The following is a 13,844-nucleotide window of genomic DNA, read 5'->3' as shown; positions in this document are numbered from 1 at the left end:
GCTGTTTGTCGTGGTGGTGGTGCGGAAAAATGCTCAGCGTTTCTGCTTTATTTTTTCCGCGGTGGCGGCCTTTAACCAGCGCTGAAAGGTCGGGCACTCTGCGTGGCTGGCGGCCGGGCATTCCGCCACGTGGCGCAGCCCCTGGCTCATGGCACGCAGGCGGCTGATGGTGGCATCGATTTCATCGGCCCGGGTCAGCAACACCGCCCGGTCAACCTGCGGTTCGCCGCCGGGAGACAGCATGCTGCGGATTTCATCCAGCGAAAGTCCCCCTGCCTGGCCCAGGGCAATCAGCGCCAGCTGGTCCAGCACGTCTGCGGCAAAGTGACGCCGTTCCCCCTCGGGACTGATTGCGCGGATCAGGCCCATCTTCTGATAGTAGCGCAGCGTGGAGGCGGGCACCCCTGAACGCCGGGCAGTCTCGGAGATATCCATTGTGAGCCTCTTGACTTGAAGTTGACTTTAACTTCTATCATGCCTGCAACCGTAAAAATGAGAAAGAGGAACAGGCTGTGATGGGCATTTTTGATGAGGCGATAAAAATTATTCTGGTGGGGATGGGCGCAACGCTGGTGATGGACATCTGGTCTTCGATCCTGAAACGGCTGGGGAACCCCACTCTGGATTATGCACTGGTCGGTCGCTGGGTCGGCCACATGCTACACGGACGGTTTGCACACGAGGCGATCGGCCGCGCGTCGCCGATTGCGGGGGAGCGCTGGCTGGGCTGGATGATTCATTATGCCACCGGGGTGGTTTTTGCGGGACTGTTGGTGCGGGTTGCAGGCCGCGGCTGGCTGGCGAACCCGACCTTATTGCCTGCCTTATCCGTTGGTGTAGTAACCGTCGCATTTCCGATGCTTATTATGCAGCCCGCGATGGGCGCTGGATTTGCCGCGTCGCGCACGCCCACACCGATGAAAAACCGCCTGCGCAGCCTGGCTACACACGCGGTCTTCGGCTGCGGGATGTATCTGGCGGCGGTGTGTTTGTGGTGGGGATGGGGTGGGTGAGGTTTGGGAGAATGTGTGTTGGAGGCCGGTGTCTGAAAGATGTTGGCCTGCGTCAGGTTTTATTACTGCCCGCAGCTTGTGTTCCTGGATGTTTGCTTTTAGCGAGAAGCGGACATTAAGTTGGCAGGATTATTGGACTAGAGCTTTATGGCCAGGATGGCTATGAAAAGATCCACCATGAAACTGCGTAATTAAAGTGTTCAGCCTGATTCGTCATCATAATCTGTCAACACGAACAAGTCTTACTCATCGTTAAAAATGATTTACTTATAATTTCAATCCTATTCTATCCTCTAATCACTTAATATCCCTTCTCAGATATACCCCCTGTATTCGTTAAAAAAGCAAACGCCAGATTGGAGCATCGACTTAGAGTTTTCATTTCTGCCAGCGCTCGGCTGCGATTTTACAGCTGTTTTTCGAAAATTAAGCTGTTTCCGGTGCTTACCCAATCGGCTCTTTCAAGTTCGTTCTGCCGCAATACCGTCAGGCGCTTTCATCAAGAAAAACGTTTCTAAAAAATGCCGCTGCACGAGGTGCCCTCGTCTGCACCGCTCATCTTTCCTCTCCCTTGGCAGGTTTTATCTTAAACTCAGGCGCGGGCTGGGCAAGGAAACCTCTGCAGTCAGCATAAACAGCCTGCAGAGGCTGGCTTCCGTAAAGCGACATTGTCAGGGCTGATATCACGCCTGACTGATGTCTCAGATAACATAAAGCTCAGACAGGTATTTTACGGTTTGAATAGCGAAGCGCGTCAACCAGCAGGGCAAAAGCCGGCGTCGGCTGTCGATGCGCAGGATAATAAAGGTGATACCCGGAAAAGGGTTCACACCACTCTTCCAGTACCCGTATCAACTGCCCTGACGCAATGTAAGGTTCTAATTGACGTTCTGGCAGGTAGGCGAGACCGCGGCCTGCCAGGGCAGCTCTCAGGATCATGCTGCCGGTGTTGAAAACAAGCTGACCATCAACCCGCACGTTCAGTTCACGGCCACCCTTCTCAAACTCCCAGGCGTAAAGTCCACCGTGTCCGGAAAGCCGCAGGTTGATACAGCAGTGCTCCGTCAGTTGCTGGGGTACTTCCGGTACCGGTTTGTTGTTGAAATACGCAGGCGACCCCGCTACTGCCATGCGCATGGGAGGTCCCACTCTGACCGCAATCATGTCTTTGGCAATGGTTTCGCCCGGGCGCACGCCGGCGTCAAAGCGATCTTTAACGATATCGATCAGGCCGTAGTCCGTCAGGATTTCGACTTTAATATCGGGATATTCAGCGACAAGCCTTTCCACGGCCGGCCAGAGCACTGATTCTGCAGCATATTCCGTTGATGTCAGCCGTATCGTACCGGCAGGTTTGTCACGCAGTTCACTCAGCCCCATCAGCTGCTGCTGAATTTCTTCTATACGGGGTCCCACGGAGGCAAGCAGGCGCTCTCCTGCCTCGGTCGGAACGACGCGACGGGTGGTACGGTTCAGTAGTCTGAGCCCGAGCTGAGCCTCCAGTCCCCGTACTGTCTGGCTCAGCGCAGACTGTGAAACGCCCAGACGTTTGGCAGCGCGCGTAAAGTTTTGCTCTTTCGCCACCACCATGAATGCGGCGAGATCGTTAAGGTTATCACCTGCCATTTAGAACCTCTCCTTATAATTTCAATCTCATTTTAGCCTCTAATCACTGAATAAGTCCTCCGATATACTCTCCGTGTTCATTAAACAATCAGATGTGGGACGTGTGCATCAGAAACCGATTCGGCACATCTGATTTCTTATGGCCCTGCGGAGTGTGGGGTTGAATGCGGCGGGAGCCGAAAGCTGAACAAGGAGTACATGATGTGCGGAAACTGCAGTAACAACTCTCATACGGACGCGCCAGCCAGCCCTACACGCAGGCGAGCGCTTCTGGCTGGGGCCGGGCTGGCCGCGGCGTCGTCTCTGGCGATTATGCCGGGGCAGGCACAGGCACAGGAGTCGTCTTCGCCTGCCGGAAACGGCCCGTGGCGCGTCCGGGCATACGGTAACCAGCGGGCCGACGGCCCTTTCGGGCCGCTGGAAATCCCGCGACGCGCTCTTCGTCCGAACGATGTGCTCATTGACATCATGTACTGCGCCATCTGCCATTCCGACATCCACATTGCCAGACAGGAATGGGGGCCTCCTTATCCGGCAACGAATTTTCCGTGCGTGCCGGGCCACGAAATTATCGGCCGGGTGACCGCTGTTGGCAGTGAAGTTACCCGGTTTCGGCCGGGGGACATCGCGGGTGCCGGCGCGATGATTGACTCCTGTGGCGAGTGCGAAAACTGCGTCAACGACCTTGAGCAGTATTGCGTGAAGGGATGGACGCTTAATTTCAACACGCCGGATAAATTCCTGGGCGGCTATAACTACGGCGGGTTTTCCCAGCGCGTGGTCGTGCCGGAGCGCTTTACGGTTCGCATCCCGCCGGGCATGAACCTGGCCGCCGCCGCGCCGCTGATGTGTGCCGGCATCACAACCTTTTCGCCTATGCAGCACTGGGCCGTTAAGGTCGGGCAGCGCGTGGGTGTAATTGGCATGGGCGGGCTGGGACATCTGGCCGTGAAGCTCGCCGTGGCACGCGGCGCTCACGTCACCGTCTTTACCAGCACGCCGGCAAAAGTGGCGGACGCGAAGAAAATGGGCGCCCGTGAGGCCGTGGTCTGGACGAAACCCGACGCGCTGAAAGCTTACGCGAACAGCTTCGATTTCCTGATTTCCACGGTGCCGACCAGCGTGCCCACCCACCCGATTACCGGCATGCTTAAGCTTGACGGCACGTACGTCATCGTGGGCGCACGCGAACCCATTGAAGACGTACGTGGCTCCGGCCTGTGGCTGCAGCGCCGTCAGGTCTCGGCTTCACTGATGGGCGGCATGGCTGAAACGCAGGCGTTTATCGACTACTGCGCGCGCCGCAACATCGTGGCGGACATTGAACTGATTAAGCCGGACCAGATTGATCGGGCATTTGAGCGTATCAAGACAAAGGACGCCCGTTACCGTTTCGTTGTGGACTTGACCTGATGACCGTCTCCGGTTCCCGCCGGAGCCGTCTGTGAACACATAATTAACTGTGAGGTGAAAGATGAAAGCGATTATCGCTGCGGCCGCTATGGCTGTACTGGGTACGGCGCAGGTGTCGGCCGATGAAATTGAAATTCGCCGTAACGGTCAGACGCCTTCCGTATCGGGCAAAGCGGAAAACTTTACGGGGCAGGCGGTTATCAGCTCCCTGCTGCCGCCGAACGACAGCACCCGGGCAAACCTGGGCCAGGTAGATTTCGCGCCCGGCGCGCGTACCGTCTGGCACACGCATCCGGCCGGACAACTGCTGATTGTGACCACCGGACAGGGCTGGGTACAGGAAGAAGGCAAGGCGCGTCAGGAAATCAGCCCGGGCGACGTAGTGTGGATACCGGCAACGGTGCGCCACTGGCATGGTGCGACGGCCACGTCTCCGATGAGCCATCTGGCCATGACGTATATGGTGGGCGGCAGTAATGTTGAGTGGCAGGAGCCCGTGACTGACGAACAGTACAAGTGAACCGGAGGCAATGATGAAAAAAACAACGGCCGCTGCGCTGGCGCTCACGCTCGGTTCCGGCGGAGCCATTGCCGATGCGGGCTCCCAGAGAGGACCATTGTCAGAATCGGATATGCAGGCGGTTTCCCCCGCCTTAGAGCGCTATGCCGATAACAGGCTTGTCAGCAAACTCTGGAAGGGCGCTGACCTGTCGCCGCGCGACCGGAGCCTGATCACCGTGGCCGCTGTCATCGCCCGCAACCAGACCATTCTTTTGCCGGAGCAGTATGAGCTGGCGCTGGATAACGGCGTCACGCCGGCAGAGCTTTCGGAGACCATTACACACCTGGCGTTTTATGCAGGCTGGGGCAATGCCGTAGCCGCCACGGCTGCGGCAAAAGAGGTCTTTGCCGCCAGAGGCGTCAGGGCCAATCAGCTTCCTGGAGCCAAAGAGCCGCTTTTGCCGCTCGATGAAAAGGCTGAAGCAGCGCGCGCGGCCCGGGTGGATAAAAGCATCGGAACAGCGGCACCAGGTCTGGTCAGGGACACCACTGACGTGCTCTTCCGTGATTTGTGGCTTCGCCCGGGGCTGACGCCCCGGGACAGAAGCCTGATCACCGTTTCAGCGCTGATTGCGAACGGTCAGGATCAACAGATCCCGCCACATCTGAACCGGGCGATGGACAACGGGCTGACCCAGGAGCAGGCGTCGGGTGCGCTCAGTCACCTTGCTTATTATGCCGGCTGGCCGAATGCTTTTTCAGCCGCTCCGGTCTTCAAAAAGGTCTTTGAACAACGTGAAACTAAGTAGCGCGGGCTGAAAGTCTGCCGTACAGGAGAAACTCATGTCTCAGAATATTGAAAATAAAGTTGTCGTTATCACCGGCGCCAGCAGCGGCCTGGGTGCTGAAACGGCGCGCCATCTGGCGGCTCAGGGCGCGAAGGTCGTTCTGGGTGCCCGCCGGCTGGACCGCCTCGAAAGTCTGGCCGCCGAGCTGGGACTGGATGCCCGTGCGATTCTGAGCACTGACGTGACGGACTACCTGCAGGTTCAGGCGCTGGTTGATCGCGCGCTCGAGCTGCACGGTTGCATTGACGTGCTCATCAACAATGCCGGCCTGATGCCAAGCTCAATGCTTGATAAGCTGAAAATCGACGAATGGAACCGAATGATTGACGTCAACATCAAGGGCGTGCTCTACGGCATTGCGGCGGTGTTGCCGAAGATGAAAGAGCAGAAGTCCGGTCAGATAATTAACGTCTCTTCCGTTGCTGGCCACAAGGTTGGTCCTGGCGGTGCAGTCTATGCAGGCACCAAATGGGCAGTAAGGGCCATTTCGGAAGGTTTGCGTCAGGAAGTGAAGCCCTGGAATATCCGCACGACCATCGTTTCGCCCGGCGCAGTTGACACCGAGCTGACCGGCACCATCACCGATGAGGATATTGCGAAAGGCATGGCAAAAACCTATGAAAATGCGATCCCGGCCAGCTCGTTCGCCCGCGTAGTGGCCTTTGCCATCAGCCAGCCAGATGAGGTGGACGTAAACGAAATTCTGTTCCGCCCGACGGTTCAGGTTTATTAATCATCCTGTCTGGCGCGCACCTGCGCGTCAGACAGCTCCCGTCAGCCTGACATTGCCCGGACGGGAAGATCTGAGATTAAACATCATGACAAAAATATTAACAGGCCGCTGCGGCAGCCTGCGGGTTTTTTTACGCCTGAATTTTCCTCTGGAAGGCCACGCTGAGCGTCTGCAGGGCGGCATACGCCGGCGGCTTATACAAGTGGCAGCTCTGCCGGCCGCTTTCCCGGCACTGCTGTTAACAAACGCCTTTGCTGCAGAGCCGAAAGTCGTTTTTCCGTCGGAATACGCGCAGGGGAAGCACTACGCCAGCATTGTACGCGGCGACACGCGCGAGGAGCTGTACACCACCCCGGAGGTTATTGCGGCGGCCAGTCGCGGTGAACCGCTTCCTGAAGGGACGGTAATTACCATGGAAGATTACCGGAACAATCAGCTTTACCGGTATGTGGTCATGGAGAAGCGCAAGGGATGGGGGCAGGCGCATCCGGCAGAGCTTCGCACGGGCGACTGGGAGTTTCAGTGGTTCAATCCTGATCGCTCGGTCAGGCCCGGCGAAAACCTTGACCGGTGCCGCGCCTGCCATACCTCGCAGGCCGGCAATGATTACGTTTTCAGTTACGACAGAATGAAGGAGGCAAACTGATATGCCGTTAAACCACTCTTCCCCCCCTGCTGGCTCTGGAGTAGTGATGACCCTGATGCCGGTCATCGCCGCTGTGCTGGTTGGCTTTATCATTATCGGCGTGGCGCTTCCCGTTCTGCCCCTGCATGTGGAAAACGGTCTGGGATACGGAACCTTCATCGTAGGATTAGTGGCAGGCGCGCAGTTTGCCGCCTCACTTATCTCACGCATCTGGTCAGGCTCCTATTCTGACCGGCGCGGGGCAAAAAAAGGCGTCGTTGCCGGGCTGATTGCTGCGGCGGCAGCCGGACTGCTTTATCTGGTGTCACTCTGGATGATCAACTTACCTGCCCTTTCTGCCAGCATTCTGATGGCGGGCCGTGCCATTCTGGGCGGCGCTGAGAGCTTCATTATCACCGGTGCGGTAGCCTGGGGGCTGGCGCTGGTTGATAAAGCTCATGCCGGAAAGGTGATTGCCTGGGTCGGGACGGCCATGTTTGCCGCCATGGCGCTTGGCGGTCCGGTGGGAACGGTGCTTTACGGTGCGTTTGGCTTTAAGGCCATTGCGCTGATAACCCTGCTGCTGCCCTTGCTCGTACTGGTTTATCTGTCACGCATGCCTGCCGTGGCTCCGCATCCGCACGCTGATCACGCCTCGTTTGGCTTGGTCATGAAGGCGGTATGGTTACCCGGTCTGGGCGCCGCGCTTGCCAGCACGGGCTACTGCACCATCCTGGCGTTCAGCTCGCTCTACTACAGCGCCATGCACTGGCAGCCGGTGTGGATGGCATTCACCGCGTTCGGCATTGCCCTGATAGTGGCCCGTACTTTTGCCGGCCACCTGCCGGACCGCTTCGGCGGCGCGCGCATCGCGCTCATCTTCGTGCTGGTTCAGGCGGCAGGGCTGTTTCTGATGTGGTACGCCAGAACCCCGCTAACGGCTTCCGCCGGGGCCGCGTTTGCCGGCTTTGGCTATTCGCTGGTTTACCCTGGGCTGGGTATTGAAGCCATCAGCGGCGCAACGCCGCAAAGCCGGGGCATGGTGATGGGTATCTACACGGCCTTTCTCGATGTGGCGATGGCCGTTGGCAGCCCGGCGCTTGGCTGGGTCGGCGGCCACCTTGGGCTGGACAATATCTTCCTGGCCGGGGCGCTGGCCGTGCTGAGCACCGCCATCGTGGCCGTCCTGCTGCTCAGGCGTTCGGCGTTAAGGAAAGCGCACGCTTCCTGAAAAATTTTCCGGTGAGTGTGTATCTCTCACCGGAGTGAGCACTGCACGTTTATTCATCCTCTGGAGCGTTAAGGAGTTAACATGAAGCTTGTGTCATCAGTGAGTAAAATTGCAGCCGTTGTGCTGCTGGGCGCGACGCTGGGCATGAATATCAGCGTCGCTCAGGCGGCTGATATGTCCCATGGCGCGGACAACTTTTATAAAAGCGACAAGGTTAATTCTGAGGTCGTGAGATTTAAAAATGCCTACGGTATGGAAGTCACCGGCACGCTGTTTACGCCGAAACAGATGGAGAAAGGTAAAAAATACGATGCGCTGATTGTCGGGCACCCTTTTGCTGCCGTCAGGCAGCAGGCCGCCAACCTTTATGCGACCAAAATGGCGGAAGCGGGTTTCGTCACTCTTTCCTTTGACCAGTCTTACTGGGGGGAAAGCGCAGGCACGCCGCGTGGCGCAGTTTTACCGGACGTCTACGCGGAAAACTTCAGCGCAGCCGTCGATTATCTGGGCACCCGGACTTTTGTTGATCGGGAAAAAATTGGCGTCATTGGCATTTGCGGCAGCGGCGGGTTTGCTATTGCGGCAACGAAAGTTGATCCACGCATCAAGGCGCTGGCAACGGTTGCTATGTACGATATGGGTGAATACTTCCGTACCGGCCTGAACCATGAGCGCACACCTGAGATGCGAAATAAAGATCTGGCCACAGCTGCTGAGCAGCGTTACCAGGCCTTTACGACCGGTAAGCCTGTTTATGGTCCGGGCCAGAATGATCCTATCTTTATCGAAGGTAAAGAGTCGAACGATTTTTACCAGACTGAGCGCGGTAAAGTCGCTTCAAACGATCGCCGTACCGTGCCTGCTACATATGCCAGGTTCATGAATTTCCATCCGTTTATCGATATTGAGACCATTTCTCCCCGTCCTATATTGTTTGTGGTCGGCGACGCGGCACCGTCCCGCACATATACCGATACCGCCTATAAAATGGCGGCTGAGCCTAAAGAACTTGTGGAAATCAAAGGTGCCAACCGCATCGACCTGTATGACCGCACCGAGCTGATCCCCTGGGACAAGCTGATTTCATTCTTTGATAAAAATCTGAACAGCACCCGCTAATCGATCACGTGCTACCCGGGGCGACACCTCATTATGCAGGTGTCGTTTTTCACCGATACAGAAGATAAAACCGGAGATTTTATGTTTAAACCGACTCTGCTCGTTCTGGCTTCCATTACTGCTGCATCATTTTCAGCAGTGGCGGCTAACTCAGCGGGCATTAAAGTCAAAATCACTGCTGGCGATCATACAATGACCGCCACGTTTTATGATAACGCCACCACCCGTGAGCTGATTTCGCGGTTCCCGCTGACCCTGCCCATGGAAGATTTATATCACCGTGAGATGTGTTACCGCTTCCCTGACGCCCTGCCGGCCACTGAAACGCAGACAAGCGGATATGAGGTAGGCGACATCGTATACTGGGCACCTCGCCACAGCTTTGTGATTATGTACGGTCAAAACGGAGAGCGGATCAACAACCTGCAGAAGGTTGGACGCATCCATTCCGGCGTGGGAATATTCAAACACACGGGAGATGTCAGTGTGAGATTTGAGCTGGACGATGAACGGATAGCTCAGTGAAAAATTTACAGTCAGTTGGTTAAGGCGAACCTGCGCTTTAAGCCTGGTTAAATCTCATTATGAATAACGCCGTATATTTTCTTCTATAGTTCATACATAAAGGCAACTAGTGCCTCCTGGTGCTCTTTACCATTAATCGGGCAGGAAGTTTAAATCAGCAGGCTCTGCCCCCTGAATGTCCGCTCCTGCCAAAGAGCGGGCGTAACCCGCGTCCCGCATCGATCAAAACCTGCCTAATTCAAAATAAGGATGCTGGCGGACAGCCCTGCCACTAACTCAATCCCGGCGGGCAAGGTATCTAACTGGATACGCACCGGCACGCGCTGAGCCAGGCGCACCCAGTTAAACGTCGGATTGACATCCGGCAGCCCAAGTGCGCCCGTCTCGTCGTTGCTGTCACCGATCCCACGTCCGATGCTCTCCACGTGCCCCGTAATCAGCGGGTCAAACCCCATCAGCGAAATCTGCGCGCTGTTGCCAACGCGGATATGACGCAGCTTCGTCTCTTCAAAATAGCCCACCACCCAAAAACTTTTTGCATCGACAATCGCGACTTTTGTTTCTCCCGCCGTGGCATAGTCGCCGGGGCGCAGCCGAAGGTGGGTGACGTAGCCCGCAACGGGTGCGCGAACGGTGGCATGGGATAAATTAAGCTGTGCCAGCTCAAGCGCGGCCAGTGCACCCTGATAATTGGCTGCCGCGATGCTGGCCGTACTGCCCGTTTGCCGGATGTCCTCGCCGGAAATGACGCCTTTGATCAGCGCACGTCGCCTGGCGGCATCCTGGCGCATCAGCATCTCATGGCGTTTTGCTTCAACATCGGCCTGTGCGCTGAGCACGGCCAGCTTCAGCCAGTGCGGATCGATAGCATAAAGCACATCGCCACGGTTAACCCACTGATTATCACGGACAGCCACACTGCTCACCTGTCCCGAAACATCCGGCGCAATTTGCACCACATCTGCGCGAACCCGTCCATCCCGGGTCCAGGGTGTTTGCGCATAGTGCTTCCATAAAATAAATGCCAGAACCGTCGCCACCGCTACGGCCGTGAATGTCAGTGCGTAACGTGCCAGCAAAGAGAGTAATGATTTCATGTGAATAACCCCAAAATGGTCAGACCATGTAAGAGCAGGAAAAAGGTAACGACATACGCCGAAAAATCTATCAGCGGGCGAAAGGGCAGGCGGCGATAAACTCGGCTGAAAGAGAAAAACGGTAAGAGCGAAAGCGTGCAGACCAGAGCGGCGAGCGCTGTCACCAGCAGGCCGGGGATAAACACGCCCCCGATATTGATGTCATTTATCATCGTCGGGTTCCTTATCCTGCGTCCTTAATGCGCAATGCAGATCGACCAGCCCGTCGACAAACTGGCGCGATGGTTCGTCTGCGGCGGGCAGGCAACATTCTGCCATTGCCAGAATTTGCTCGCGTAAAGCGTCGGTCTGGGTGGTGCGTGTAAGGCGATGCAGCACATGGTTGATTTCGCCGCCCGTCGGGATGGCGCAGCGGCGCAGGCGCATGACGCAAAGGCCAATGCGCAGAAAGTGAAGCAGATGATCGAGTGCCAGTGCGGAGGACGGCCCGCTGCGCTGTAAGCGCGGCAATAACAGGGCAGCCCGGTCAATCATCAGATTGGTCCAGTGCGTCTCATTGCCTTTAAAAACGCCGTTTACGCTGCGTCGAATATCGCGCTGGCAAAGTTTCAGCAGGCGTTTAATCGCCGCGTCTGCCTGTACGGTTTGCAGCAGGCTCATGCTGATAACCGCGAAGCCGGTCGCGAAAAATAACGCGGCAGCCGTGTTGGCCGCACTGGCGAAGTCGCCCGTGTAGTGCGCACCCAGTTCACATAGCACAGGCAACGTTAACGTTATCCCCATCGCCATAAAGGTTGTGGGCGGCCGCGCCTGGAGTGACCCGGCAAACAGAAAGGCGGGGGCGAAAACGGCCACCAGAACGGGGAAATCACTGACCTGTGGCAGCAGGGCGAAGGTGTAGACAAGGCTTATCAGTACGCCCCACACGGAGCCGATAATGTATTTCACGATATGCGGTGCCGGGGTATCGAAACTGCCAAACAGCGTGCAGCAAACCCCAAGAATGGATACGGCCGTGCCGCCCTCTGGCCAGGCTGAGAAAATCCAGAGCAGACAGCCGACGAGGATGATAGCGAACGCCCCCAGTGCCGTTCGGCCAGCACTTAAAGGATCGCGATGGAAAACATACCCCTTTACTGCGCTATCTTCCTCCAGTTCGAGGGTGGGTTTTGCGTGACGGATGGCATCCGAAAGGCGCTCACACTGCTCTATGAGACAGATCAACTCAGCGATATAGCCAACGAAATTCGCCCGCATCGCGTCCTCAAACGTCAGTGCCTGTGCTGCGTACGACGCCATCAACTGCGCGCTGCGTTTTTGTAGCGCATTCGCCGCGCTTTTGTGTTTCCCGATATTGTCACAGGTCAACCAGGCCTGAACATCATCCAGCAGCGTCTGTATATCGGCTGGCATATTCGCGATCGTGCGTAAGCGATCGTGTAATTCACTGTTCACCATCACTAACCGTGCCAGCCGGTCATGAAGTGCTTTCCTTGCCTGACGGACGGGAGCCGAAAGGGAAAAATCATACGGGATGTGGTGGCTGATGCCCTGTAGAAACTGCAGGGCCAGTGCGAGGTGCAGCGGTTCTGACACTGTATCGGACCTGCCTGCCAGGGTGTCGGCAATCCGCCGTCGCGCGGTGTGCATCACTTGCGCTAATTTGCTGTTAAACAACCCGGATATGCGGGTGGGCAAAATGTATCGGTGAATCAGCGCGGCGCAAAGGATACCGATCGTTATCTCCTGTACGCGGACGATAGCGATAGTAAACACCGAGCCAGGATCGGAGACGGCGGGAAAACCAATCAGACTTGCGGTGTAACCGGCCAACACAAAGGCATAGGCGCGGGGTGTGCGTTCAAGCAGCGATAACCAGAGGCAAAAGGTTATCCAGCCTGTCAGCATCACACTGCATAGGATGGGCATATTCACAAATGTCGGCACGATCAACACGGTTGCCGCCGCACCTGCCACGGTACCCGCCAGGCGATAAAGGCTCCTGCTCAGTGACGCACCGACTGAGGTTTGCGAAACGATATAGACGGTGATGATGGCCCAGGAGGGGCGATCAAGACCGATCGACAGGGCGATATAATACGCGAGCATGGCGGCCGCAAAACTCCTGACGGAATAGAGCAGGGCATGCGCGTCGCTCAGCAGCGTGGGGGAGATGATGCGCCCTGGCCAGCGACTTATCGCGTGCAGGGAGTGTCTGTAACGAAGGTTTATTTTGATCATGCCCGGGATTATTCCCGGTTTGCACATGTCCTTAAATACTCTATTCTGTCAAAAAATACCTAAATGTTGCCAATGCTATGCCATCCAGACTCGCCCATACTCTGTTCGATCCCGACAGCACGCTCGCCCCTGCCGTCGCACGCCAAATCGACTTCGCGGACTACGCAGCAGAAGTGCCGGTTCACACGCACCGTAAAGGGCAGTTGATCATCGCCCTGTATGGCGCGGTGATTTGTCGTGCCGAAAATGATATCTGGATAGTGCCGCCGGATTGCGCCATGTGGATTCCAGGAGGCGTCCCGCATAGTGCCAAAGCCACCTGGAATGCCCATCTCAACTACTTGTTTATTGAACCCGGCGCTGCCGCGCTGCCGGAGAAATGCTGCACGCTGGCGATTTCACCGCTGATTAAAGAGTTAGTTGAGCGCTTAACGAATGAGGACATTGATTACGCGGCGGAGAGTCATGCTGGCAGACTGACCAGAGTGACGCTCGACGAACTCGTTACCATGCCACAGCAGAAATTAAGCCTGCCGGTTTCGACGCACCCTAAAATCCGCGCGATGGCCGATGCGCTGGTCAGCCAGCCGGAAGATCGGAGTACGTTTAAAGTCTGGGCCAAGCGGCTGGCAATCAGCGAGCGTTCATTAGCCCGTTTGATGCTGCGCGAAACCGGCTTGACCTTCGGGCGGTGGCGCCAGCAGCTGCATCTGATAATTGCACTCCGGGAGCTGGCAAGCGGCGTATCAGTACAAAACGTGGCGGCTAATCTGGGCTACGAGTCGGTTAACGCGTTTATCACCATGTTCAGAAAAACGATGGGGAGTACGCCAGCGCAGTATTTCGCGGTTCAAAGAGCGGCGAATCCGTGA

16 protein-coding genes are annotated in these 13,844 nt (G+C 56.7%); 10 read left to right on the top strand and 6 right to left on the bottom strand.

From position 1 onward, the window contains the following. Nucleotides 1-33: 33 nt before the first annotated feature. Nucleotides 34-435: a helix-turn-helix domain-containing protein gene (locus tag JOE09_RS03790; protein ID WP_205064841.1), complete on the bottom strand. Its 402-nt coding sequence runs from the start codon at nucleotides 433-435 to the stop codon at nucleotides 34-36. 80 nt (nucleotides 436-515) lie between these two features. Here JOE09_RS03790 and JOE09_RS03785 point away from each other — a divergent pair, with 80 nt between their 5' ends. Then, nucleotides 516-1,013: a DUF2938 domain-containing protein gene (locus JOE09_RS03785; RefSeq protein ID WP_205065115.1), complete on the top strand. Its 498-nt coding sequence runs from the start codon at nucleotides 516-518 to the stop codon at nucleotides 1,011-1,013. Nucleotides 1,014-1,730: 717 nt separating this feature from the next. Here the strand turns inward: JOE09_RS03785 and JOE09_RS03780 are convergent. Further along, the gene (locus JOE09_RS03780; protein WP_205064840.1) at nucleotides 1,731-2,639 is read right to left on the bottom strand and encodes a LysR family transcriptional regulator; all 909 of its coding nucleotides are present in this window, start codon (nucleotides 2,637-2,639) and stop codon (nucleotides 1,731-1,733) included. A 227-nt stretch (nucleotides 2,640-2,866) separates the two neighbouring features. Continuing rightward, nucleotides 2,867-3,136: a hypothetical protein gene (locus JOE09_RS26075; RefSeq protein ID WP_239552979.1), complete on the bottom strand. Its 270-nt coding sequence runs from the start codon at nucleotides 3,134-3,136 to the stop codon at nucleotides 2,867-2,869. Here JOE09_RS26075 and JOE09_RS03775 point away from each other — a divergent pair. The 8 genes from JOE09_RS03775 to JOE09_RS03740 all read left to right on the top strand — a co-directional run bounded on the left by JOE09_RS03775 (nucleotide 3,108) and on the right by JOE09_RS03740 (nucleotide 9,634). After that, nucleotides 3,108-4,052 carry an NAD(P)-dependent alcohol dehydrogenase gene (locus JOE09_RS03775; protein ID WP_239552967.1) on the top strand — a complete coding sequence of 315 codons (945 nt, stop codon included), beginning with the start codon at nucleotides 3,108-3,110 and terminating at the stop codon, nucleotides 4,050-4,052. The genes JOE09_RS26075 and JOE09_RS03775 overlap by 29 nt on opposite strands. Before the next feature lie 61 nt (nucleotides 4,053-4,113). Continuing rightward, the gene (locus JOE09_RS03770; RefSeq protein ID WP_205064838.1) at nucleotides 4,114-4,572 is read left to right on the top strand and encodes a (R)-mandelonitrile lyase; all 459 of its coding nucleotides are present in this window, start codon (nucleotides 4,114-4,116) and stop codon (nucleotides 4,570-4,572) included. 10 nt (nucleotides 4,573-4,582) lie between these two features. After that, nucleotides 4,583-5,362 (top strand): carboxymuconolactone decarboxylase family protein, encoded by a 780-nt coding sequence (locus JOE09_RS03765; RefSeq protein WP_420830607.1) that lies wholly within the window; start codon nucleotides 4,583-4,585, stop codon nucleotides 5,360-5,362. Between the two features lie 34 nt (nucleotides 5,363-5,396). Beyond that, a complete protein-coding gene (locus JOE09_RS03760) occupies nucleotides 5,397-6,134 on the top strand; it encodes an SDR family oxidoreductase (RefSeq protein WP_205064837.1) in 738 nt (245 codons plus the stop codon). An 85-nt stretch (nucleotides 6,135-6,219) separates the two neighbouring features. After that, nucleotides 6,220-6,780: a cytochrome P460 family protein gene (locus JOE09_RS03755; RefSeq protein WP_205064836.1), complete on the top strand. Its 561-nt coding sequence runs from the start codon at nucleotides 6,220-6,222 to the stop codon at nucleotides 6,778-6,780. Nucleotides 6,781-6,826: 46 nt separating this feature from the next. Beyond that, on the top strand, nucleotides 6,827-7,990 hold the full coding sequence (locus tag JOE09_RS03750; RefSeq protein WP_239552910.1) for an arabinose transporter: 1,164 nt from the start codon (nucleotides 6,827-6,829) through the stop codon (nucleotides 7,988-7,990). Between the two features lie 81 nt (nucleotides 7,991-8,071). After that, nucleotides 8,072-9,109, top strand: a complete 1,038-nt coding sequence (locus JOE09_RS03745) for an alpha/beta hydrolase (protein ID WP_205064834.1) — start codon at nucleotides 8,072-8,074, stop codon at nucleotides 9,107-9,109. A gap of 33 nt (nucleotides 9,110-9,142) precedes the next feature. Next, entirely contained in the window at nucleotides 9,143-9,634 is a 492-nt protein-coding gene (locus JOE09_RS03740; RefSeq protein ID WP_239552909.1) for a cyclophilin-like fold protein, read from the top strand. 233 nt (nucleotides 9,635-9,867) lie between these two features. Here JOE09_RS03740 and JOE09_RS03735 read toward each other — a convergent pair whose 3' ends face one another. From JOE09_RS03735 to JOE09_RS03725, 3 genes are read right to left on the bottom strand one after another with little or no spacing between them, the layout of a single operon-like run. Continuing rightward, nucleotides 9,868-10,731 (bottom strand): efflux RND transporter periplasmic adaptor subunit, encoded by an 864-nt coding sequence (locus JOE09_RS03735; RefSeq protein ID WP_205064833.1) that lies wholly within the window; start codon nucleotides 10,729-10,731, stop codon nucleotides 9,868-9,870. After that, nucleotides 10,728-10,943 (bottom strand): DUF1656 domain-containing protein, encoded by a 216-nt coding sequence (locus JOE09_RS03730; RefSeq protein ID WP_205064832.1) that lies wholly within the window; start codon nucleotides 10,941-10,943, stop codon nucleotides 10,728-10,730. Before JOE09_RS03730 ends, JOE09_RS03735 begins: the two co-directional genes overlap by 4 nt. Further along, a complete protein-coding gene (locus JOE09_RS03725) occupies nucleotides 10,933-12,972 on the bottom strand; it encodes an FUSC family protein (protein WP_205064831.1) in 2,040 nt (679 codons plus the stop codon). Before JOE09_RS03725 ends, JOE09_RS03730 begins: the two co-directional genes overlap by 11 nt. 77 nt (nucleotides 12,973-13,049) lie before the next feature. Here JOE09_RS03725 and JOE09_RS03720 point away from each other — a divergent pair, with 77 nt between their 5' ends. After that, entirely contained in the window at nucleotides 13,050-13,844 is a 795-nt protein-coding gene (locus tag JOE09_RS03720) for an AraC family transcriptional regulator (RefSeq protein ID WP_205064830.1), read from the top strand.

Source organism: Pantoea coffeiphila (genome assembly GCF_016909495.1).
GTDB classification, from domain to species: domain Bacteria; phylum Pseudomonadota; class Gammaproteobacteria; order Enterobacterales; family Enterobacteriaceae; genus Erwinia; species Erwinia coffeiphila.
This window is presented reverse-complemented; position numbering and strand designations above follow the sequence as displayed.

Excerpts from the sequence above, each read along its gene's own strand:
- JOE09_RS03750 (WP_239552910.1), top strand. The coding sequence starts at position 6,827 with ATGACCCTGATGCCGGTCATCGCCGCTGTGCTGGTTGGCTTTATCATT.
- JOE09_RS03775 (WP_239552967.1), top strand. The coding sequence starts at position 3,108 with ATGTACTGCGCCATCTGCCATTCCGACATCCACATTGCCAGACAGGAA.
- JOE09_RS03730 (WP_205064832.1), bottom strand. The coding sequence starts at position 10,943 with ATGATAAATGACATCAATATCGGGGGCGTGTTTATCCCCGGCCTGCTG.
- JOE09_RS26075 (WP_239552979.1), bottom strand. The coding sequence starts at position 3,136 with ATGTCGGAATGGCAGATGGCGCAGTACATGATGTCAATGAGCACATCG.
- JOE09_RS03755 (WP_205064836.1), top strand. The coding sequence starts at position 6,220 with ATGACAAAAATATTAACAGGCCGCTGCGGCAGCCTGCGGGTTTTTTTA.
- JOE09_RS03770 (WP_205064838.1), top strand. The coding sequence starts at position 4,114 with ATGAAAGCGATTATCGCTGCGGCCGCTATGGCTGTACTGGGTACGGCG.
- JOE09_RS03720 (WP_205064830.1), top strand. The coding sequence starts at position 13,050 with ATGCCATCCAGACTCGCCCATACTCTGTTCGATCCCGACAGCACGCTC.
- JOE09_RS03765 (WP_420830607.1), top strand. The coding sequence starts at position 4,583 with ATGATGAAAAAAACAACGGCCGCTGCGCTGGCGCTCACGCTCGGTTCC.
- JOE09_RS03790 (WP_205064841.1), bottom strand. The coding sequence starts at position 435 with ATGGATATCTCCGAGACTGCCCGGCGTTCAGGGGTGCCCGCCTCCACG.
- JOE09_RS03785 (WP_205065115.1), top strand. The coding sequence starts at position 516 with ATGGGCATTTTTGATGAGGCGATAAAAATTATTCTGGTGGGGATGGGC.
- JOE09_RS03780 (WP_205064840.1), bottom strand. The coding sequence starts at position 2,639 with ATGGCAGGTGATAACCTTAACGATCTCGCCGCATTCATGGTGGTGGCG.
- JOE09_RS03760 (WP_205064837.1), top strand. The coding sequence starts at position 5,397 with ATGTCTCAGAATATTGAAAATAAAGTTGTCGTTATCACCGGCGCCAGC.
- JOE09_RS03735 (WP_205064833.1), bottom strand. The coding sequence starts at position 10,731 with ATGAAATCATTACTCTCTTTGCTGGCACGTTACGCACTGACATTCACG.
- JOE09_RS03745 (WP_205064834.1), top strand. The coding sequence starts at position 8,072 with ATGAAGCTTGTGTCATCAGTGAGTAAAATTGCAGCCGTTGTGCTGCTG.
- JOE09_RS03725 (WP_205064831.1), bottom strand. The coding sequence starts at position 12,972 with ATGATCAAAATAAACCTTCGTTACAGACACTCCCTGCACGCGATAAGT.
- JOE09_RS03740 (WP_239552909.1), top strand. The coding sequence starts at position 9,143 with ATGCAGGTGTCGTTTTTCACCGATACAGAAGATAAAACCGGAGATTTT.